Origin of the sequence: Actinotalea caeni (assembly GCF_009733795.1) — a bacterium.
Classification (GTDB): domain Bacteria; phylum Actinomycetota; class Actinomycetes; order Actinomycetales; family Beutenbergiaceae; genus Pseudactinotalea; species Pseudactinotalea caeni.
Genome location: NZ_WNXX01000014.1, coordinates 52118 through 73034 on the forward strand (window position 1 = coordinate 52118; position 20917 = coordinate 73034).

Sequence of the window (20917 nt, forward strand, 5' to 3'; positions counted from 1 at the left end):
GCGGGTGCGGTGCCGGCGTGGTGGCGCCACTAGCCTGCAGAGCATGACTCGACGTCGTCCCCTGACCCTCCTGCTGGCGCTGGTGGTGGCGCTCGTCGTGGCGGCCGCGGTGCTGCCCGCCGGCCCCGCACGCGCCGACGACGACCAGGGCGACCGCGAGATCACTCGCTACGTGATCGAGGCCGACGCGCAGCCCGACGGCACGATCGCCGTCCGGCAGGAGATCGACCTGGACTTCGCGACCACGCCGGGCCACGGGCTGTTCCTCACGCTGATCACCCGGCAGGAGATCGACGGCGACCCCGACCACTACCGGGTGCTCGAGATCGACGACGTCCAGGTCACCTCGCCCAGCGGCGCCCCCGACGACCTGTACCTCGACGAGGAGGACGCCGGTCTGGTCATCCGGATCGGCGACGAGGACATCGGGGACGTCTCGGGCGTGCAGACCTACGTCGTCACGTACACGGTCGCCGGGGTGCCGAACAGCGGCGTCGGCGCGGGCGGCGAGGACGAGATCTACTGGAACGTCATCGGCGCCGGGTTCGAGCTGCCGATCTCGGACGTGACGGTGCGGCTGAACGCCCCGACCGAGCCGCTGCAGGTCGACTGCTTCACGGGCCGCGTCGGGTCGAAGGCGCGGTGCTCGGGCTTCGCGGTGACCGACGGCGGGGTGGAGTTCCGGCAGGACCGCCTCTCCCCGGGCACAGGGCTGAGCGTGGTCGCCGCCTACGAGGGCGGCACGTTCGGCGGTGTGACGCCGATCCTGGCCCCGCGCCGGACGTTCTCCAACAGCATGGGTCTCCAGACGCCGGCCGTCCCCGCCGCGGGTGTGCTCGCCCTCGTGGGGGCGGCCGGGGTCGCGGTGGTGGCCCGCCGCCGTGGGCGCGACCTCGCCTATCTCGACGTGACGCCGGGCCTGGCGCCGCCGGGCGGGACGGCGGGGGAGGCCGCCGTCGGGCCGCGCCGCAAGACACCGGTGGCGGTGCAGTTCACGCCGCCGCCGGACGTGCTGCCGGGTGAGATGGGGACGCTGTTCGACGAGCGTGCCGACCGCCGCGACGTCACCGCGACGATCATCGACCTGGCGGTGCGCGGCTACCTGCGGATCGAGGAGATCCCGGGCGCCGAGAAGCCGGACTGGCGGCTGGTGCGCGACGTCGACCGCAGCTGGGACGACCTGCGGCCGTTCGAGCGCACGCTGCTGCGGGGGATCTTCTCGACGTCGGGGGAGAAGAAGCGGCTCAGCAAGCTGGGCACCCGGTTCGCCGAGGCCGTCTCCGACGCGCAGGACCAGCTGTACGAGGAGATGGTGGCGCGCGGCTGGTTCACGCACTCCCCGCAGGCGGTGCGCCGGTCGTGGGTGGGCGCCGGCGTGCTGCTGGTCCTGGCCGGGCTGGTGCTGACGGTGCTGCTCGCCTTCCTCACCGGGTGGGGGATGCTCGGGCTGGCGGTGGTGGTCGTCGGGATCGCGGTGCTGATCGCCTCCTCGACAGCGCCCGCGCGCACCGCCGAGGGCAGCGCCGTGCTGGCGCAGACGCTGGGGTTCAAGCGCTACATCGAGACCGCCGAGGCGAACCAGCTGCGCTGGGAGGCGGGACAGGACATCTTCTCCAGGTACCTGCCGTTCGCGATGGCGTTCGGGCTCGAGAACCGGTGGGTGGGGCTGTTCGCCGAGCTCGCCGAGCAGGGCGTGGAGCTGCCCGAGCAGGGCTGGTACGTGGGCTCGACGCCCGCGGTGGCGCTGTGGAGCTCCGGGTTCGGGCAGGCGGTGTCGTCGTTCAGCTCGGCCGCCGACCTCGCGGTGGCGACGGCGACGCCCGCCTCCTCCGGCGGCTCCGGGTTCTCCTCCGGTGGCGGGTTCTCCGGCGGCGGCATCGGCGGTGGCGGGGGCGGCGGCTGGTGACCGGTGCTGGTGACCGGCTGCTGACCGGTGCCGCGGGGGAATGAGCTGGGTCGGCGCGGCGTTGGGCACGTAGGATGGCACTGCCGCCCGGCCGCGAGGCCGGTGGTGCTTGACAACTCAACAGGGGGGGTGATCGGTTTCGACGACGGTCGTCGTCCCAGGAGAAGCGGGTCGAGGATGCACGGTCATCTCGTCAACGCTCCGTGCAAACCAATAGGTGCCGATTCCAAGCGCACCGAGTTCGCCCTCGCCGCCTGAGCGAGCCCGAACTCCGTCAGCCCGGGATAGCTTCCGACCCGGTTCCTGGCGTCATCTAGGAAGCCACTGCTCGTAGCCCTCGTCACCGGGGTTACGGGGACATCTAGGTGACTGAGCCCGTCAGCGACTTGTCTGCGTGATCGCTGGGGCCGAGAAACTCATCAGCAGACTGCACCCGGAGAAGCCCTGGTTCAGCACCGTCGGACGCGGGTTCGATTCCCGCCACCTCCACCCCATGACAAAGCCACCGCGCGTCAGCGCGAGTGGCTTTTGTCATGCGGGGAGGTGTCGGGTGTCGGGAGGAGGAGCGCCCACCGAGGGACGAGGTGGTCGCGACGACGGGTCCCGCCACCTCCACCACGAAGCGCCGTGTACCAGTGGTACACGGCGCTTTTTGTTGTATTTCCAACGGTTTCCGGCGATCGGCTCCGTAGGCAGGAGTTGGCACGGATCGGCCGGAATTGGCACAAGAACTGTCACACGCTGAGAGGGGTCGGGGTTCGATGGCGCGTTCAGGACCGCTTCCACGCGGGATCACGCTCTACCGGGGACGCTACCGCGTGCGCCTGTCCGTCGATGGGCAGACGCACGCGCTCGGCATGTTCGACACCCTCGGTGATGCCAAGGCGGCGCTGGCGATCGCGAAGGGCGAGGCGGTCCGCGGATGGTTCGTGCCGCCCTCGGAGCTGCGGGCGCAGCGGCGTGCGGTCGTCGAGCGGGAGGCGCTGGAGTCGGTGACGGTCGGGGAGTGGGCGCAGACCTGGCTGGCCGAGATGGACGCGAACCCGAAGCGCTCGCACTCGACCGTGGTGAGCTACACCTCGGTGCTGCGCAACCACGTGCTGCCGACGCTGGGGCACGTGCGCTTGGTCGACCTGACCACGCAGCAGGTCTCGGACCTGCTTGCCGAGCTCCGCTCCCGCCCCTCGGCCCGCCACCCAGGAGCCAAGGCCAACGGCATCACCCACACGACGACGATCGTGCTGCGCTCGATGATCAACGCGGCGGTCAAGCGGGAGGTCGGCGGGCTGACAGCGTTCCGGTTCCCCGAGGCGGTCGGACACGTGCGCGTGCGGCCGGCCGAGGAAGACGGCGACGTTGCGACGCCGGCCGAGGTCGCGGCGATGGCCGAGGCGATGCCGGAGCACCTGCGGATCGCGGTGCCACTGGCGGCGTGGTGCGCGCTGCGGCTGGGGGGGTGCTCGGGCTAGAGCGGCGCGACCTGGACCATCTGGACGACCCGGCTCGGGCGACGCTGCACGTGCGGCGACAGTGGAACACCAAGGCGCATGCGATCACTGACCCGAAGGCGGACTCGGCGAGGTCGATCGCGATCCCGCGGCTCTTGCTGCCGGCGCTGGTGGCGCACCTGGAGGAGTTCACCGGCGCGAAGCCGACGAGCACCGTGCTCCGTGGTCGCCGTAGAGATGTTCGGGTATCGCAGACGACGTTCGACAACGCATGGCGCGAGGCACGCAAGGGCGTGCGACCGACATTCCACTTCCACGACCTCCGGCACACCGGCCTGACGATCTACGCCCAGCAGGGCGCGACGCTCGCCGAACTGCTCCACCGCGGCGGCCACAGCGATCAGCGTTGCACTGAGGTACCAGCACGTCACGGTCGAGCGGGATCGAGCGTTGACCGACAGGCTCAGCGACGTCGTCTCGGCATGACCTGTCTAGCGCGACTTCCGCCATTAGGGTTCGAGCGTGTCGGATGAGTCGGAAGCCAGCCTCGATCGGATGGTGACGGCGCTGGTGCCGTCGCTCTCGCGGAGTCTGGCCGAGCAGTTCAACGTGTTTCGGGTGATGCACCACGGAACTCACGAGAGGCAGTTGTCCAACGTCTTCGCTTGGCTTCTGCGCGCCGACGCCACCCACGGGCTCGGAGACACCTTCCAGCGGATCTTTGTCAGGCAGGTGAGTGCGCAGGTCGCGCCCGGCATGGCGCTACCGGCTACCGGCTATCGGGTGACGCAGGAGGTGAACACGTCGGGGCCAGACGACTTGTCCGCAGACATTGCCGACATCGTGCTCACCGGTGAGAACGCGGTGCTCGTGGTGGAGAACTTCGAGTCCTCCGATGGGCATGGGCATTGCTACGAGCGGTATCTCAGATTCGGGCAGGCAGGTGGCACCGCCCTCAGCGTGGTCGTGCTTCTGTGTCACCGACATGAGCCGAGCCGGCAGCGCGACGGTTGGGAGAACGCGGTTGTGCTGACCTACTCCGAGTTGCTCGGCGAGCTGCAACGGCATCTCGCGGCCGACGCAAGATGGCAGCGGGCACACCCCGAACCCCACTTCTTCATCAGCCAGCTCATCGATCACTTCGTGGAAGGGGCCGCGGCCGTGAACATCGACGACCAGATCTCGTTCATCAGCACCATGTGCGCCACAGGCGAGTCCGCGCGGTACGGTCATCAGCGGCACGACGTCGCTGGTGAAGAGTTCGCCAATCTGGTGGCGCAACACGCTCGGCGCCAGTTCGAGGAGGCCCGTGGCACGCTCGGCCGGGTGAAGCGAGCCTTGAAGGATCACGCGGACCGAATCCTGGTCGCGCAGCTCAACGCTGGACTTGCGGCGGGACCGGTGACGTCCGTGAAGACGCCGTACAAAGGCCAATGGCAGTGGTGCGTAGCGCTGTACCGCGCGGACGCGGCGCATCTCTTCATCGAGTTCGGACCGACAGCCGTAGTCGAGAACACGCGCGTGCCGCAGCCCCTCGCGGCACCGGACTATTCGAGGCTCTTCGTCACACGCCGGGCGGAGGGTGGCGGGATCGACCTCATCAGCCAGACCGATGTCGGTCTCTACGAAGTGCTGGCAGGGCTGCCGTCCACAGACGTCCGACTCCGAGACGCGCTCATCGAAGCAGCCTCGAGGAGCACGACGTCAGAACGCTCGTAGTTGGTTAGCCGTGCGGTGCAGGCCCGGCTGCGAGTAGGGCCAGCGACACCTGTGCCCGGCGTCTGCGGGCCGCAGGCACCTATGACCATGCCGGATGATCGTCGGGCAGTGCTCGGGCGAGGTTCCGAATCCTGCGGGCGTCTGAGCCGGTCCACATCTCGGGTGACTCCAGAAGGGCATCGGCGTCCCTGACCGTAGCGGCCAGCATCGCGCCGTCGAGCAGGTGGCGATCTCGGTCACGGGAGTCCACGCGGTAGGCCCCGCCCTCGAGCGTGAGCGCACCGAGGACATTGGGGATGCTGATCGTCACGTCGTCGCCGGCCTCGGTGGACAGGCGCAGGTCGACCGTCTTGCGCAGCGCTGAGGTGCCTCCTGGTGCCTCGACGAGGGCGTGACGTCCTACCTGCTCTGCGACGGCCCGCGGCGCGGCGTGGTCGGCGATCAGCACGTCGATGACGTGCCGACTCTCGCCCTTGGAGCGGACGAACCGATGGGCAGGATCGCGGCGGTCGTGGGGATCGACCAACTGATACCCGAGGTCGCGGAGGCTCGCGCGGGCACCGTTCCAGCTGATCGCGCCGGTCTCGATGTGGAGGACGACGTCGATGTCGTCGGTGGGGCGGGTGACCGCTAGTCCGGCGTGCAGAACGTGTGCCTGCACCATGAGGCCGCCGACGAGGGTCCACGAACCCGGAGGCAGCCGGCGGGCGAGTTCGGGTAGCCGTGTCGCAAGCCTGCTTGTCACACCACTGGCACACGGCGGATGGGGAGGATGGTGTCGGGTGTCGGGACGAGGAGCGCCCACCGAGGGACGAGGTGGTCGCGACGACGGGTCCCGCCACCTCTGCCGCGGCGCGCCATCGATTGACGCCCTCCGCCGTTCGACGTCGCGGCGATACTGTCGCCGTAGTGTCGAGGAGGAGTCGTCGTGAGTCAGCTCAGCAACTTCGTGTGGTCCATCGCGGACCTGCTTCGTGGCCCCTTCAAGCCGCACCAGTACGGGACGGTCATCCTCCCGTTCACGATCCTGCGCCGTCTCGAAGCCGTGATGGCGCCGCAGCGCGTGGAGATGGCCGCCGCCGTCGCCAAGTCCGAGGATCCGACCCTGCGCCGCGCTCACGTGCGCCGCGCCACGGGTCTGCCGTTCTACACCACCTCCTCCTACACCCTCGCGACCGCGCTGGAGGACCCGGACAACCTCACCGCGAACCTCGTCGACTACATCAACGGGTTCTCCGACGAGGTCGACGTCTTCAAGCACTTCGACTTCGAGGCTCGCATCCACCAGCTGGACGCCGCCGACCGGCTCATCCCCGTCACGCAGGCGTTCGCCGCCGCGCCCTTGTCAACCAACGACGTCGACAACGCCGGCATGGGCGACCTGTTCGAGCACCTGATCTACAAGGACTTCGAGGCCTCGAACGCCGAGGCGGGCGACTTCTACACCCCGCGTGACGCCATCAGGCTCCTCGTCGACCTCGTCTTCGCCGAGGACACCGCCGCTCTCGCTACCCCCGGCATCACCCGCTCCGTCTACGACCCCGCCGCCGGCACCGGTGGCATGCTCTCGGTTGCCGAGGAGCATCTGCACCAGCTGAATCCGAAGGCGAACCTGGCCCTGTTTGCGCAGGAGATCAACCCTGCCTCCTACGCGATCGCCAAGTCAGACATGCTGATCAAGGGCCAGGACATCGCCAACGTCCGCCTCGGTGACACCCTTGCCGACGATCTCTTTGCCGGCGACACCTTCGACTTCGTCCTTTCCAATCCGCCGTACGGCGTCGACTGGAAGGCCTCGGAGAAGGCGGTCCGCGACGAGTACGCCCGCGGCGCCAACGGCAGGTTCGGCCCGGGGCTGCCGAGTGTCGCTGACGGGTCGATGTTGTTCCTCCTCCACGTCGTCGCGAAGCTCCGCCCGGTCGACGCGCGCGGCAACGGCGGCCGTGGCGGCATCGTCCTGAACGGCTCCCCACTCTTCAACGGTGGCGCCGGCTCGGGTCCGAGCAACATCCGTGGGTACCTGCTCGAGAACGACCTCGTCGACGCGATCGTGGCGCTGCCGAACGACATGTTCTACAACACCGGCATCGCCACCTACCTCTGGATCCTGGACAACTCCAAGCAGCCTGAGCGGCGCGGCAAGATCCAGCTCGTGGACGCCACCAAGCTGGGCACCAAGATGCGCAAGTCGCTGGGCTCCAAGCGGGTCGAGATCTCCGACAGTGATCGCGAACGCATCGTCCGCACCTATGCGATGTTCGACGGCGACCCTTCCGTCGCCGAGTCCGCTCCCGACGGCGGTGTGTCACCTCGGTCCAAGGTGTTCGACAACCTCGACTTCGCCTACTGGTCGGTGACGATCGAGCGGCCCTTGCGGCTCAACTTCCAGGTCACGCCCGAGCGGCTGGAGGCGGTTGCGGCGTCGAAGCCGCTTGCCAAGGTAGACGGGCTCGTCGATGTCCTCCGCAGCTTCGGTGACACGCTCTACCTCAACCGCGAGGAGTTCCTGCGCGATCTCGGTAAGCACCTCGGCGCCGCAGGCATCGGGCTATCGACACCCCAGCGCAAGGCGCTCTGGCAGGCGCTTGGAGAGAGGGACGAGAACGCTGACATCTGCACCACCAAGGGGCGTCCGGAGCCCGACACCGGACTGCGCGACACCGAGATCGTCCCCTTCGGCTGGGGCGGCCACCCGAAGAGTCATGACGCCCACTGCGACACTATCCAGGCCTACGTCGACGCCGAGGTCCTGCCCCATGTGCCCGACGCCTGGATCGACTGGGACAAGACCAAGGTCGGCTACGAGATCCCCTTCACCCGGCACTTCTACGAGTACGTGCCGCCCAGGTTGCTGGAGGAGATAGACGCGGATCTTGAGGCGTCGGTCGCGCGGATTCTCGCGCTATTGCGGGAGGTCGAGTCATGACTTCGGCTCGACCAGCAACCAGTCGCCGCTCCACGGAGCCCTGGCTTGAGGACCTCCCAGAGCACTGGACCGTCGTTCCGATGCAGCGTGTCGTCAGATTCGGGAACGGCGCAGACTACAAGGACCTCGAAGTCTCGAAAGGCGGCTACCCCGTGTATGGGTCCGGAGGGATCTTCAGTCGCGCCAGCACATATCTGTACGACGGCGAGAGTGTTCTGTTTGGGCGGAAGGGGACGATTGACCGGCCGCTGTATGTACGAGGCAAGTTTTGGACCGTCGACACGATGTACTTCACCGTGCCAAGCCCCGCAGTGTTCCCGAAATACCTGTACTACGTCGCAACGACGATTCCATTCGGGTACTACACGACGAGCACGGCACTGCCCAGCATGACATCGTCCGATCTTGGACGGCACCGGATGCCTCTCCCTCCACTGGGCGAGCAGCGGCGGATCGCGGACTTCCTGGACGCCGAGACCGCCCAGATCGACGCACTCATCGCCGAGCAGGGACACTTCATCGCCCTCCTCCGCGAGCGGCGGACGACAGAGATTGCTCGCGTGGTCCAGGGTGATCCGACCTGGCCCCTGCTCCGCCTCTCATGGCTGTTCAATCGGATCGGGAGCGGTACAACACCGCCCGCGGACTCGATCTTGCCTGCGGGTCAAGGCTCGCACCAGTGGGTGACGACAAGCGAACTCCGGGAGGTGGGCATCACGGAGACGAAGCAGACGCTCTCGGAGGGCACGGTCCGGTCCACGCCCGCGCTGCGAGTGTTTCCGGCGGGCACGCTCCTTATCGCAATGTACGGGGCCACCATCGGCCGGCTCGGCTGGCTCGAGACGGCAGCCACGACAAACCAGGCCTGCTGCGCGTTCGCGGAGCCACGGGGTGTAACAACTCGCTGGGCCTATTACTGTCTCCTCGCGGCCAAGCCTGCTCTGCTTCTCCTCGCCTCCGGCGGTGGGCAGCCGAATATCAACCAGGACAAGCTGCGCTCGATGCGGATCCGCGTCCCACCGCTCGGCGAACAGAATCGACTCACAGCTTATCTCGATACGCAGGGAGCGCGGGTCGATGCGCTCATCGCGGAGGCTGAACACAATATCGCTCTGTCGAAGGAACGAAAGGCTGCTCTCATCACGGCTGCCGTGACCGGGCGGATCGATGTGAGCACAAGGAGCGCTGCCTGATGTCGGACGCCTCGGAGGCCGCTCTGGAGACCGAGATCGCCGAGTACCTGGCCGCGCACGGGTGGCTGTACTGGCCGACCGGCGCTGGCTATGACGCGAGCCTCGCGCTGTTCCCTGAGGACGTGTTCGCCTGGCTGGAGGAGACGCAGCCGGAGGAGTTGGCGAAGGTCGTCGCGGCTGGCTCGTCGTCGGAGACGAAGCAGCGTCGGCAGCTGTTGGAGGCGCTGGCGAAGCGGCTCGACGCTCGGCTCGACCACGGCGGTGGCACGTTGAACGTGCTGCGCCGGCCGTTCTCGCACGTCAACGCCCACCTGTCGATGTGCCAGTTCAAGCCCGCGACCTCGCTCAACCCGAAGACAACGGCCGACTACGCCGCCGTCCGGCTGCGGGTGATGCGGCAGGTGTACTTCTCGCCGGTAAAGGGCGACAACCGCTCGATCGACCTGGTGTTCTTCGTCAACGGCATACCCGTTGCCACCGCGGAGCTGAAGACGTTCTTCAAGCAGCACGTCACCTCCGCGATCGACCAGTACAAGCACGACCGCGACCCCAAAGGCCAGCCACTGCTCGGGCACGGCAACCGGGCGCTCGTACACTTCGCCGTCGACGACGACGAAGTCTTCATGACCACCCGCCTCGCCGGACCCAAGACCTACTTCCTGCCCTTCAACCGCGGCAGCCTCGACCAGGGCGCAGGCAACCCGCCCAATCCGACCGGACCGGCGTCGTCGTACCTGTGGGAACGCGTGCTGCAGCGCGACGCTTGGCTCAACATCCTCGGCGCACTGATGTTCGTGCGGCACGAGGAGCGCGTCGACCCGATCAGTGGCAAGAAGTCCACGTCCTCGACGATCATGTTCCCGCGTTACCACCAGTGGGAGGCGGTGACACAACTCGTCGAGGCCGCCCGTACCGAGGGGCCGGGCTCCCGCTACCTCGTGCAGCACTCGGCCGGGTCGGGCAAGACGAACTCGATCGCGTGGACCGCGCACCGGCTCGCCCGCCTGCACGACGAGAACAACGAGAAGGTGTTCGACACCGTCCTCGTCATCACCGACCGCACCGTGCTGGACGACCAGCTCCAAGCGGCGGTGCGGCAGATCGATGACCGCAAGGACCTCGTCGTCACGATCGACGACACCGAGGTCCGCCGCGCCGGCGGCTCGAAGTCCAAGGCGCTGGCCAAGGCGCTGACGGACAAGCGGCTGATCGTCGTCGTCACCATCCAGACGTTCCCGTTCGTGCTCAAGGAGCTGGCGGAGAACGCGTCGCTGCGCGACCACCGGTTCGCCGTCATCGTCGACGAGGCCCACACCTCCCAGACCGGCGCGACGGCGTCGGAGGTCCGCAAGGTGCTCGCCGGCGGCGCTACGGAAGTCGCGGAAGGCGCCGAGATGGACGCCGAAGACCTGCTGAACTCCGCAGTCGAGCAGCAGATCGCGACGATCATGACCGAGCGGGCGGCGCCGTCGAACCTCTCCTACTTCGCGTTCACCGCTACGCCCAAGGCCAAGACGCTCGAGCTGTTTGGCCGCCCCGAGCGCGACGATCCCGAGCAGATTCCGCGAGCGTTCCACCTGTACTCGATGAAGCAGGCGATCGAGGAAGGCTTCATCCTCGACGTGCTGCGCGGCTACCAGACGTACTCCACCGCGTACGAGATCGAGCGGGCGGCCGAGCGCGGTGTGGACGCATCGGCGGGGCTGGGCGAGGACGACGACCTCGTGGATGAGAAGGCGGCGTCGCGGGCGATCATGGAGTACGTCAAGCTGCACCCGAGCAATATCGGGCAGAAGGTGCGGATCGTCGTCGAGCACTTCCGCGCCAACGTGGCGCATCTGCTCGACGGGCATGCCAAGGCCATGGTGGTGACCTCCTCGCGCCAGGCGGCGGTGCGGTACAAGGTCGAGATCGACGCGTACCTGCGCAACCAGGGATACGGCGACATGCAGACGCTGGTCGCGTTCTCGGGGTCGCTGGACGACGAGGAGTACCTGATCGAGGGGGCGTCGGAGGCGACGATGAACCCGGGCCTGGCGTCGCTCGACTTGGCGGCGGAGTTCATGGCGCCCCAGTACCGGGTGATGATCGTGGCGGACAAGTTCCAGACCGGGTTCGATCAGCCGTTGCTGTGCGCGATGTACGTGGACAAGCGGCTCGACGGCATCGCGGCGGTGCAGACGCTGTCGCGGCTGAACCGGACGTATCGGGCGCCGTCGGGGGAGGTGAAGGAGCGCACGTTCGTGCTGGACTTCGTCAACGACCCCCTGGATATCCAGCGCTCTTTCGAGCCTTACTTCACCGAGGCGCGGATCGAGACGACGACGGACCCGAACATCGTCCATGAGATCGCCGCCAAGCTCGCCGAGGCGGACATCTACGACGCCGAGGACGTCGACGCGTTCGCGCACGCGTGGTTCACGCGCGCGGGGCATGGGGCGCTGGCGGCAGCCATCCAGGTGCCGAAGCAGACGTTTGCCGATCTGTACGCGTCGGCGAAGTCGCGGCGCGACGTCGCCGAGGTGGAGCGGCTCGAGCTGTTCCGCAAGGACGCCGGCACGTTCGTGCGGCTGTACGACTTCATGTCGCAGGTCGTCGACTACGGCAATACCGAACTGGAGAAGTTATCGGTGTTCCTGCGGCAGCTGGTGCGGGTGATTGCGGTCGATCGGCTGACGAGTGAGGTCGACCTGAGCGATGTGGTGCTCAAGCGGGTGCGGCAGGTCGACCGTGGGGAGATGGATCTGGGGCTGACGGGGGCCGGGGTGCTGACACCGGTGAGTGGTGCAGGGTCCGGGGTGGCGTCGCGGGACCCGAAGCTGGTGGCGCTCGACGAGATCATCCAGCGAATCAACAGTCTGTTCGCTGGGGAGTTCGAGCCGGGGACGGTCGAGGGCTTCGTGCGGTCGGCGGCGGCCGAGGTGTCGACGGATCCGCAGGTCGTGGCCGAGATTGAGGCCAACGAGATCGACCAGTTCCGCAAGAGCCCGACAGTGCCGAACAAGGTCATCGACGCCGTGCTCGACGTTCCTGGGCTGATGGAGAAGATGACCGGGGAGGCGATCGGGAACCCGGACATCATCGCTGCGATCGCTGAGGCGGCGTACTTGCTGCACAAGCTGCAGAACGGCAACATCGCCGATGTCGGACCGCACCAGTAGCGTTAGGTCGCATGAGGTGAGGAAGGGCTTGAGATGGAACAGCTCTACGTAGTCGAGGTCGACGTTCGGGCGGCCGCGCCGAAGACGCTCTCGGTAGAGGACGTCCGGGACCGAGCCGTCGAGCATCTCGCAGCCTGGCTCAGTTTCGAGCACATGCCGAAACTGACGGCGGCCGATTTCGCGGTAAGTGGTTCCGCTCGGCTCACAAGCGATCGTGATGGCCGCCCCGACAGCCGGATCTCGTGGAGTCGTGAGGGAACAGCTGACGTGGGCGCCCTAGCCGTAGCGGTTCGCACCAAGATCACGCGAAGCGGCCGTGCCGAGTTTGTCTGCCTTGTCACGATCTTCACTGAAGCCGACCGGACGACTGTCCGGCTTGAACTCGGTCGCGAATCGCTCGATGGCGTCTTGGCCCCAGCCGGGATCGACTTCTTCAGACGTCCCCATCTGCTCGTTCTGCTGTTACGTGATCGGGAGTTGCAGTGCTGGTCCGGGCCGAGCAGAGTTGATGGCAGGTTCACCTGGGTCAATCCCAAGCACGCAAGTTCCGTCTGGGACACGCTCTCGGCGGCTGGCCGCCTTCTACCCATCCTACTGGTCGATGCCCGCGACGAGCGCGGAGAGAATTTGGCGCGAAGGGCCGCTGGCGAACTCGCTGGTCTTGCTCCTGTCCTCGCTGTTGATGCCAAGGCCCAGCAGGTCCTGGCCGAGCGGCTCGACGCGATCGATGCCTCAATACCAAGGCACGGTGCCCGGCTTGTCTGGCCAGATCTGTCGCTACGGCACCCCGTATTCACTGCTGACCAGGCTCAATTCGCCCCGGGGCGTCTCCTGAAGATGCTGAGCGCGGTATCTGTGACGGTGCGTGGCGTTAATCAGCTGCTTCGGAAGGCAGAGGTCGCCCAGAGAGCAGCCAAGAACAAGCAGATCGCCGCGGATCTGGCTGCAGCCAAAGCGCAGGGCGACATGACCAAGGAGGTGGAAGCCCAGGCACAGGCTATCCAGGAGCTCCAAGCAGAGGTCGACCAATACGACTCGTGGTTCAAGCAAGTCGAGGAAGAACGTGACAACTACAAGGCGCAGGCCGCTCAGGCGGCGTATTGGAAGCAGGAGGCCGAGCGTGCACGGCAGGCCAACGGAGTGCGCGTCACTGATTGGTCGGAGGCCCCGGCACTCGACTCAGCTGATCTCAAGGGCCTAGCGGCGTTCCTCGAAAAGCAATCCCAGGGCGCGATCCTCTTCACACCTGCCGCACACCGGGCATGGAAGCGGGACAACTACCGTCATGTCGAGGTGATGCAAGAAGCTCTGATTTCACTCACAAAGGCAGCGATTGAGTATAGGCGGCTCGGGGCCAATTTGGGCATGCTCCCGGACGACTGGTTTAGGGAGGAGTGGGAACTAACACTCGCGTCCACGGATCAGTACCTGAGCAAGCATAAGCTTGACGCCTTCAGTTTCGACGATAAGCGCTACAGTCGTGCACCTCACCTCAAGCTGGGCGACAGCACGTCACCCGACCAAGTGGGTCGCGTGTATTTTGCAATGGATGTGGACGGTGAGCGGTTCATCGTCGACCATGTTGGGCTGAAGCTGTACGGACTTTGATGCGCAGCAGCGGTGTCGATCAAGTTGTACTCGGCTCGGAGGAGTTGGTTGACTCGTGCGCTCGGAGTCTGTCGTCGAAGGTATCTAGTCCGTAAATGGCGCATAACTGCCGGGGGGCGCATGGCAAGTCAGGAGGTGCGTTTCGACGAAGTCTCTGACCTCGGCTACATCTGGGGCTGGTTCAGCAGGCGTTCGAGTGGCAGATGTGGTAGGAGAGGCGTGCGATCTTCCGCGCTCTGAACGAGAATCCGGATTCTGGCATCACTTAACAGCATCGGCAGGCGTGTTGCTCCAGGCCCGGCCGAGGCGGCAGGGATCCCGCGGTCGACACCGCCAGAGCGAGAGCCCGCAGCGCAGCCGTTCGATATGAACTGCGACTCCAAATTCGTCGAGGTCGCTGAACCTGCACCTGAGTGCGTCCAGCACGTCGAAGTCTTCCAGATGGCTAGGCTGAGAACTCTTCGATCGGCGGGAGCTCGACGACTACCCGACCTGAACGCTACGCCATCGTTCGCGACCAGCCACGGCTTGCCCTCACGCCGTCTTGGGTAGGACAGCAAATAGCACTGCAAGGTGGATCTCCCGGTCGCCGTCGTCGGGGTGGCCGAGCACGAAGTTTCGACGAGCCGCAGTCTCAGTGGAGATGGCGCCAGAACGCTTAAAGGCGGCATGATCTCTCACCGCCTGATCGGCCTTCTCGAGGACCGCGCTCGCGTCCTTGCGGTCGATGAAGAGAATCAATGCAGCCTTCTCGTCGCGCCACGGCAGATAACTCAGCAGTTGGTCAAGAGCGTCCCCACAGGCCTTGGCTCCCGTCCACCACTTGCACTCGCCGACGAAGACGTGACGCTCGCCGTCCTTCACAAGGATGTCGGTCTTGCCCCTCTGGACAAAAGTCTCGCCGGTCGCGCCTCCCTCGAACGTCCCGTTGAGCTGGACCAGAATTTGGTCGCGGAGCTCCTCCTCGTCCTTTCCGGAGGCAACGGACGGAGTACGCTCCATAGCGAGGAGGGTGGACCGCACCACTCTGATGACATCCTCGTACTGCTCTGCCGTCAGGGCGGGTTCGTCCGCATAGGGTGCCGTAACTCCCGTCGTTCGAGCCGCGCCAACCTTCTTCCGGGACAGCGGGACAGGGCGAGGTGCGTCGGAGCGCTTTGAGATCGGGAATCCGAGCGCACCTGCGAGGTTGCGCCTCTTCTGGGCCGAGTCCTTGCGCCGCTCGATTGCTGGGCGGAGTTGCTCGGCGACGCGCGCGTTATGCGCGGCCACGTCGGCGCGCACATGTCCAAGCTCCGTCCGGATTGGGTCGATCTCGCGGCCGATAGCCGCCTTTGCGTCCTCAGGCTTGATGTCGCTCAGTGCTTGACCGGAAGTCACCGTGATGGTTCCACGGCCGATGGACCCTTCGAACCGCGTCATCAGGTGTGTACTGGGACGGTAGTTGAACAGTCGTGCGTCGCCGCTGAACTCGAACGTGGCATTGATGGTGAGCCCCCGCGCGGTGTATACGCGATCCAGGCCCCATTGGTCACGAACCTGCCTTGAGGTCTCAACTACGTTTCCGTCGATCGCACTCTTGCCGATTTCGGGGGCAACCAAAGTTGCGCTTTGAACGAACTGGTCGAGGAGGTCGTCAGTCGAGCGGGACAGAACCTCATCCTCGGGCAAGCCCTCAATCGTCCTCACGGTGTCCTGGATGAGCTGCCGTAGGAACTCCCGAAGCTCGCCGCCTTCGAAGAGCCGGTTCACTGATCGACCTGGAGGCTTCTGGAGGTGCTTGGGATCAAGAGCCGGCCGCAGCGGTCGGGGAGAGGCAACTTCGCTCGGCGAACGCCTGCGAGGCTTGCCCGCGCTCGGAGCTCGATGTACACCACTGGCACGTCGGAGGTGTCGAAGAGAGCAGACACTGTGGGGAGGACAGGATCGAGCGCAGACCTAGTCCTTCGATTGTCGAACAAGTCCCGCATGCGTCCTCCTTCGGATTGCCTTAACCTGTGTGACCTTAGCGATGACCGCCGACTGATTCGGCGACGCCGCCCGAGACGGTGGTCAGTGCGCAGAGACCCGCAACCGGGCGCGGCCGCCCGGTCAGCTTCTCGGCCGTTTGGCGTAGAACCAACGCCGACCCACCGCAGCCGACCGTGACCGACGTCACAAACCAAGCTCGTGGGCATCGATGCGCTCGCGATTGTCGAGGGGGTCCACTCGCCGCTGCCGGCGGTGCCGGCGGTGCCGGCGGTGCTGGCGTCAGGCGGCCACTGTCACAGCCATGTCACTCGGGCTTCCGTGCGAGCAAGGGCGCACGTCAAAGGCATTCTGGCTCGATTCCCGCCACCTCCACACAGCAAAGGCCGCCGCGCGTCAGCGCGAGCGGCCTTTGCTGTGTGAGGCGTCGGGTGTCGGGAGGAGGAGCGCCCACCGAGGGACGAGGTGGTCGCGACGACGGGTCCCGCCGCCTCCCGCTCGCGGGGGTCGCCGTGCACCCAGCGCGAGCGGCCCCGGCATGGGTCGGTGCCGCGACTCGCGGCGTCGCTGTCCACGTCGCGGAGCGCGCCTCTCGCACGGTGCATCCAGGGCGGCCGACACCGACCACGCTGCGCCCCTGTACCTCAGGCGAGCTCCCCCCGCACGATGCTGTTGCCGGAGTGGGCGGGGTCGCCGTCGGGCGGCTCGTCGGAGATGTCGACGACGGCGAAGTCGGTGAGGTCGATGCCGTCGGGGAGCAGGAAGGTCCCTGAGTCGCCGACGAGCACCCCGACGCTGATGAGGCGCTGCAGGTCGGTCGAGATCAGCCAGACCTCGCGGTAGCCGTCCGTGCTGACGTCGGTGAGGTCGACGCGCAGCACACGGTCGCCGTCGGGGTCCTGCTCCAGCACGGCCGTGCCGGCGGCGTCCCAGCCGGGCAGCGGGTCGAGCACCGCCTGGGCCACCGGGCTCGGCGACGGCGTCGGGTCGGGCTCCAGCAGCGACTGCACTCCCAGCGTGCCGACGACGCCGATCGCTGCCGAGGCGGCCACCGCCAGGAGCATCGTGCGCCGACGACGCCGGGCGTCCAGCGACACCACCGGGGCCGGCGGCGGCTCCGCACCGCCCGCGCTCGGCCCCCGCTCGTCGGGCCCTGCCTCACCGGTCCGCTGCTCGACCGCACCGGTCGGCTCCTCACCGGTCGGCTCCGCACCGGTCGCCGTCGTCGCGCCGCTCCCGGCGCCACCGCCTGTCCCACCGGACTCCTCGGCGATCTGGGCCGCGATGCGGTCCCACACGTGCTCGCCGGGCCGCTCGAGCTCCACCGGCTGCCGCCCGGCGCGCACCACCTGGGCGAGCGAGTCGACCTCGGCGCGGCACACCTCGCACGTCTCCAGGTGGGCAGCGGTGGTGGGCGACGCGGGCTCGCCGAGCGCGACGAGAGCGAGGTCCTCGGGGTCAGCGTGCTGCGACATCGACTACCTCCCATCGTTCGCGCAGCCGCAGCAGGCTGCGGCGGATGTGGCTCTTCACGGTGCCGAGCGGGATGCCGGTGCGCTCGGAGATCTGCTGGTGGGTGAGGTCGTCGTAGAACGCGAGCGAGATGATCGTGCCCTGCGGCTCCCCGAGGTCGGAGATCGCGTCGGTCACCACCACCCGCTGCACCACGTCCTCCATGCTGTCGTGCGACGGCGAGGCCGTCGACTCCTCGGCCGCCGACGCCTCCGCACCGGCCCGCACCCGCGACCGCCGCCGCAACGCGTCGGCGATCGCGAACCTCGTGATCCCCACCAGCCACGCCGGTAGCGGCCCCCGCTCGGGGTCGTACCGCTCCCGGGTGCGCCACGCCTCGACGAACACGTGCTGCGTGAGGTCCTCGGCGTCGGACCGGTCGCCCAGCGCCCGCAGCGCCAGCGTGTGCACCATCGGCGACCAGCGCTCGTAGGCCTCCCGCACCGCCGCGGGGTCGCCGTCGCGGAACGACTGCGCGAGCGCGTCATCCACGGCGTCCACCTCTGCGACGGGGTCTGCCCGGTGCCGGGCACTGCTGACTGCCATCTTCTACGCAGGGACCGCCGTGACGATGACATTCGAACGATAGCTCTCCGCCGCCGGATCCCACTGACCGCCGCACGTGATGAGCACCAGGTGGGGCTCGCCGTCACGGACGAAGTAGGGCGCGAGGTCGAGCGTCGCCTTCTCCAGCACCTCGACCGACGTCACCACGAACGTGTGCTCGCTGCCGTCCGCCGCGGTCACGACGACGGTCTCTCCGCCGTCGAGGTCCTCCAGCAGCCGGAACGGCCCGCGCGGCGTGAGCCGCGAGCCGGCGTGCGCCAGCACCACGGTCGCGCCGCGGTCGCTGCCCACACCGGGGCCGAAGCGGTACCAGCCCGCCTCGTTGGCGTCGGGCGGCACCTCGGCCTGCCCGTCCGCCGCGACACCGACCGGGACGACCGGCACCTCGATGCCGAGGTCGTCGATCTCGACGACGGCCGGCGGGCTGCCCGCCACGGCCGGCTGCTGCGGCTGCGTCGCGTCGACGCGCGGCACCTCCGGCGTCGGCCCGCTCGATGGCGGCACGGTCGGCTCCTCGCCCGCGGCCGCGGCCTGCGTCACGGTCGACGGCGTCACCTCCGGCTCGGCCTGCGGCCCACCGCACGCGGTCGCCCCGATCAGCACGAGGAGCGCGGCCGTGGCCGCACGGGCGCCGAGCGCCCGTGCGGCCACGGAGGTGGGCAGGTGGGTCATGCCGCCGAGCGCGAGCCGAGACGGATCGCGACGCCGGCCACGCCGGCGACCGCGAGCATGCCCAGGATCACCAGCGGGGCGACGGCGCCGCCGTCCTCGGGCACCCTGACCTCACCGGTCGGCACGCCGTCGGGGGCGGAGTGGCCGGCGGCCACGGTCTGCGTCGCGAGCGCCAGGTTGCCGTCCTCGAGGCTGCCCCACGCGTAGACGACGGTCAGCTGGCCGTCGGTCACGGAGACGTCCGCCGGGCCGAGCACGGGCTCGGTGGTCCCGGCCGCGGCCACCGCGGCGGGCACGGTGCCGGCCGGCAGGTCGAGCGTGGCCTCGTCACCGTTGGCGAGCTCGGTGACGACCGCCTCGCCGTCGGCGAGCACGTCGACGGCGGGAGCCGCGGCCACGTGCCGGACGGTCAGCCGGCCCTCGCCGGCCTCGGTGGCGCTGATGTCGTTGGTGAACAGCGCGGCGGCCGGGGCGCCGTCGGCGTCCAGGTGCGCGACCGCGGTGTAGGACATCCCGTTCTCGAGCTCCAGGTCGATCGGGCCGAGCACCGGGTCGCTGGCGTCCGCGGCGTCGGAGGCGGTGATGGCGACGCTGTAGGTGCCCGCGGGCAGCTCCAACGGCCCGGCGAGCGTGCCGGGCTCGAAGTCGTCGAGGGTGAGCTCGTCGTCGACCCACACGTCGACGACGAGGTCGGGCACGCCGTGCAGCACGGACAGCTCGGCGGCGTCCTCCGGTGCGGCGAGGGCGGGTGCGGCCCCCACGGCGAGGACGGCGGCGCTGAGCCCGAGCGTGAGGGTGGTGCGGAACCGCATGGCCTTCTCCTTCATGGTGGTGCCCGACTGGGCATCTGCTCTGACACCACGTACTTCCTCCGGCGACACGGTCCTGGATGCAGCCGCGCGAGATTTTTTGCATCTCTTTCTCGGCCGCCTCGACGGTGAGAAGAGGACCGCGCGCGCATTAGCAGATCGAACCAACTCGGCGCAATGGTCTACCGGCGCCCATCGGTGCGCTGATGAAGTGCTCTCAGAGGGGCCCACCACCGACGGGGCCACGCTGGAGAGAGGGAGACAGCAGATGACCGCTGACGACGTGGCCGTGCTGGACCAGCAGTGCGCCAAGTTCATCGAAGCCATGCAGCCGATGCACGAGGCAGACGGGGTACGCAGCACGGCCGAGGCCGTGGTCGACGCCGCGATGGCCGTCGTGCCGGGAGCGATCGAGGTCGGCGTCGCGCTCATGCGCCGCCGTGGCAACGCCGAGATGGTCGCCGCCACCTCCGAGGCCGTGCGGGTGTGCGACCAGCGCCAGCGCGATCTCGGCCAGGGACCGTTCCACGTGCTGCAGGACGGCCAGCTCGCGAGCTGGGGAGCGGCGTGCAGCAAGCAGTGGCGCAAGTGGGGGACGTTCGCGGCCGAGCAGACCGGGGCGCGCAGCGTCATGTGCGTGCGGCTGGTCGCGCGCCGGACCGTCATCGGGGCGCTGTACATCTACGCCTCGGGGCGCGAGCTCATGGACGTGCGCACGCGGCAGCGGGTGATGCTGCTCGCCGAGCACGCCGCGGCCGCGCTCGTGAACGCGCGGGAGATCCACACGCTGCGCCGGGCGGTGCTGAGCAGGACCACGGTGGCCACCGCCGTCGGCATCCTGATGGCGCGCTACCGCCTGGACGACGAGCGCGCCTTCGAGCTGCTGCGGCGCTGGTCGTCGCACCGCAACGAGAAGCTGCGTGTCGTCGCGCAGGAGGTGGTGCGACGCCAGATCGCGCACCCCGCCGGCTCGATCGACGCGGGTGCGCCGCTGGTCGAGGAGACGCCTCAGCTCACCGGTGCGACCGTGAGCGGGCTGTCGGAGCGGCGGACGGAGCACCAGCGCGAGACGATCGCGCTGCGGGCCGGCTGACGTGGCCGCTGCGGGTCGTCAGCCGGCAGAGCTCATGCCTCGAGCTCGAGGTCGACGGCCCGCAGCGTCCCGCGGCTGATCTGCGCGGCGTCGGACTCACGGATGGCCACGAGGCCACGGGGGGAGTTGGAGAACTGGACCATGACGTCGATCCAGTCGCGGTTCAGCTCGGGGCGCCGGCTCCCGGAGAACTCGAACTGCAGCGGCACGGCGGGGGAGAGCCACAGCGACCGCCGGCCCGAGCCGCGCTCGGCGTCGACGGACCAGCTCAGCATGAACGACTCCTGACGCCGGAGCTTCGCGGTGATCGCGACCTTGAGATGCGCGAGCATCCG

General features: G+C 68.1%; 16 protein-coding genes and 1 other RNA gene. 10 read left to right on the top strand and 7 right to left on the bottom strand.

Features of this window, described 5'->3' with window-relative positions:
* The first annotated feature begins 43 nt into the window (after nt 1-43).
* From GPA02_RS12850 to GPA02_RS12870, 5 genes are all read left to right on the top strand, one after another.
* On the top strand, nt 44-1906 hold the full coding sequence (locus GPA02_RS12850; protein WP_156200474.1) for a DUF2207 domain-containing protein: 1863 nt from the start codon (nt 44-46) through the stop codon (nt 1904-1906).
* 125 nt (nt 1907-2031) lie between these two features.
* Nucleotides 2032-2398: a transfer-messenger RNA gene (gene ssrA / locus GPA02_RS12855) on the top strand.
* Nucleotides 2399-2724: 326 nt separating this feature from the next.
* Nucleotides 2725-3375 carry a tyrosine-type recombinase/integrase gene (locus tag GPA02_RS12860; protein WP_162457778.1) on the top strand — a complete coding sequence of 217 codons (651 nt, stop codon included), beginning with the start codon at nt 2725-2727 and terminating at the stop codon, nt 3373-3375.
* Nucleotides 3363-3887 (top strand): site-specific integrase, encoded by a 525-nt coding sequence (locus GPA02_RS12865; RefSeq protein ID WP_162457779.1) that lies wholly within the window; start codon nt 3363-3365, stop codon nt 3885-3887. Before GPA02_RS12860 ends, GPA02_RS12865 begins: the two co-directional genes overlap by 13 nt.
* Nucleotides 3877-5073: a PD-(D/E)XK nuclease family protein gene (locus tag GPA02_RS12870; protein WP_240134035.1), complete on the top strand. Its 1197-nt coding sequence runs from the start codon at nt 3877-3879 to the stop codon at nt 5071-5073. Before GPA02_RS12865 ends, GPA02_RS12870 begins: the two co-directional genes overlap by 11 nt.
* Before the next feature lie 79 nt (nt 5074-5152).
* Here the strand turns inward: GPA02_RS12870 and GPA02_RS12875 are convergent, their stop codons facing one another.
* Nucleotides 5153-5737, bottom strand: coding sequence for a hypothetical protein (locus GPA02_RS12875; protein ID WP_156200477.1), 585 nt, complete (start codon nt 5735-5737; stop codon nt 5153-5155).
* 264 nt (nt 5738-6001) lie between these two features.
* On the opposite strand from GPA02_RS12875, the gene GPA02_RS12880 reads away from it, so the two are divergent.
* From GPA02_RS12880 to GPA02_RS12895, 4 genes are read left to right on the top strand one after another with little or no spacing between them, the layout of a single operon-like run.
* Complete coding sequence (locus GPA02_RS12880; protein ID WP_156200478.1) at nt 6002-7999, top strand: type I restriction-modification system subunit M; 1998 nt, start codon at nt 6002-6004, stop codon at nt 7997-7999.
* The gene (locus GPA02_RS18820) at nt 7996-9192 is read left to right on the top strand and encodes a restriction endonuclease subunit S (RefSeq protein ID WP_162457780.1); all 1197 of its coding nucleotides are present in this window, start codon (nt 7996-7998) and stop codon (nt 9190-9192) included. The genes GPA02_RS12880 and GPA02_RS18820 overlap by 4 nt, the downstream gene beginning before the upstream one ends.
* Complete coding sequence (locus GPA02_RS12890; RefSeq protein ID WP_156200479.1) at nt 9192-12353, top strand: type I restriction endonuclease subunit R; 3162 nt, start codon at nt 9192-9194, stop codon at nt 12351-12353. Before GPA02_RS18820 ends, GPA02_RS12890 begins: the two co-directional genes overlap by 1 nt.
* Nucleotides 12354-12386: 33 nt before the next feature.
* A complete protein-coding gene (locus tag GPA02_RS12895) occupies nt 12387-13961 on the top strand; it encodes a hypothetical protein (RefSeq protein WP_156200480.1) in 1575 nt (524 codons plus the stop codon).
* 534 nt (nt 13962-14495) lie between these two features.
* Here GPA02_RS12895 and GPA02_RS12900 read toward each other — a convergent pair.
* From GPA02_RS12900 to GPA02_RS12920, 5 genes are all read right to left on the bottom strand, one after another.
* The gene (locus GPA02_RS12900; protein WP_156200481.1) at nt 14496-15713 is read right to left on the bottom strand and encodes a hypothetical protein; all 1218 of its coding nucleotides are present in this window, start codon (nt 15711-15713) and stop codon (nt 14496-14498) included.
* An 860-nt stretch (nt 15714-16573) separates the two neighbouring features.
* On the bottom strand, nt 16574-17404 hold the full coding sequence (locus tag GPA02_RS12905) for an anti-sigma factor (RefSeq protein WP_156200482.1): 831 nt from the start codon (nt 17402-17404) through the stop codon (nt 16574-16576).
* Nucleotides 17388-17933 (bottom strand): RNA polymerase sigma factor, encoded by a 546-nt coding sequence (locus tag GPA02_RS12910; RefSeq protein ID WP_240134036.1) that lies wholly within the window; start codon nt 17931-17933, stop codon nt 17388-17390. Before GPA02_RS12910 ends, GPA02_RS12905 begins: the two co-directional genes overlap by 17 nt.
* 57 nt (nt 17934-17990) lie before the next feature.
* On the bottom strand, nt 17991-18680 hold the full coding sequence (locus GPA02_RS12915) for a class F sortase (RefSeq protein ID WP_156200484.1): 690 nt from the start codon (nt 18678-18680) through the stop codon (nt 17991-17993).
* On the bottom strand, nt 18677-19492 hold the full coding sequence (locus GPA02_RS12920) for a DUF4397 domain-containing protein (RefSeq protein ID WP_156200485.1): 816 nt from the start codon (nt 19490-19492) through the stop codon (nt 18677-18679). The genes GPA02_RS12915 and GPA02_RS12920 overlap by 4 nt, the downstream gene beginning before the upstream one ends.
* Before the next feature lie 265 nt (nt 19493-19757).
* Between GPA02_RS12920 and GPA02_RS12925 the strand changes: the two genes are divergently transcribed.
* A complete protein-coding gene (locus GPA02_RS12925) occupies nt 19758-20582 on the top strand; it encodes an ANTAR domain-containing protein (RefSeq protein WP_162457781.1) in 825 nt (274 codons plus the stop codon).
* A gap of 32 nt (nt 20583-20614) precedes the next feature.
* Here the strand turns inward: GPA02_RS12925 and GPA02_RS12930 are convergent, their stop codons facing one another.
* Entirely contained in the window at nt 20615-20914 is a 300-nt protein-coding gene (locus tag GPA02_RS12930) for a DUF7882 family protein (protein WP_240134037.1), read from the bottom strand.
* Nucleotides 20915-20917 lie beyond the last annotated feature (3 nt).

Coding starts and splice junctions, on each gene's coding strand:
- GPA02_RS12850 (WP_156200474.1), top strand. CDS start 44: ATGACTCGACGTCGTCCCCTGACCCTCCTGCTGGCGCTGGTGGTGGCG.
- GPA02_RS12875 (WP_156200477.1), bottom strand. CDS start 5,737: ATGGTGCAGGCACACGTTCTGCACGCCGGACTAGCGGTCACCCGCCCC.
- GPA02_RS18820 (WP_162457780.1), top strand. CDS start 7,996: ATGACTTCGGCTCGACCAGCAACCAGTCGCCGCTCCACGGAGCCCTGG.
- GPA02_RS12890 (WP_156200479.1), top strand. CDS start 9,192: ATGTCGGACGCCTCGGAGGCCGCTCTGGAGACCGAGATCGCCGAGTAC.
- GPA02_RS12895 (WP_156200480.1), top strand. CDS start 12,387: ATGGAACAGCTCTACGTAGTCGAGGTCGACGTTCGGGCGGCCGCGCCG.
- GPA02_RS12905 (WP_156200482.1), bottom strand. CDS start 17,404: ATGTCGCAGCACGCTGACCCCGAGGACCTCGCTCTCGTCGCGCTCGGC.
- GPA02_RS12915 (WP_156200484.1), bottom strand. CDS start 18,680: ATGACCCACCTGCCCACCTCCGTGGCCGCACGGGCGCTCGGCGCCCGT.
- GPA02_RS12920 (WP_156200485.1), bottom strand. CDS start 19,492: ATGCGGTTCCGCACCACCCTCACGCTCGGGCTCAGCGCCGCCGTCCTC.
- GPA02_RS12925 (WP_162457781.1), top strand. CDS start 19,758: ATGACCGCTGACGACGTGGCCGTGCTGGACCAGCAGTGCGCCAAGTTC.
- GPA02_RS12930 (WP_240134037.1), bottom strand. CDS start 20,914: ATGCTCGCGCATCTCAAGGTCGCGATCACCGCGAAGCTCCGGCGTCAG.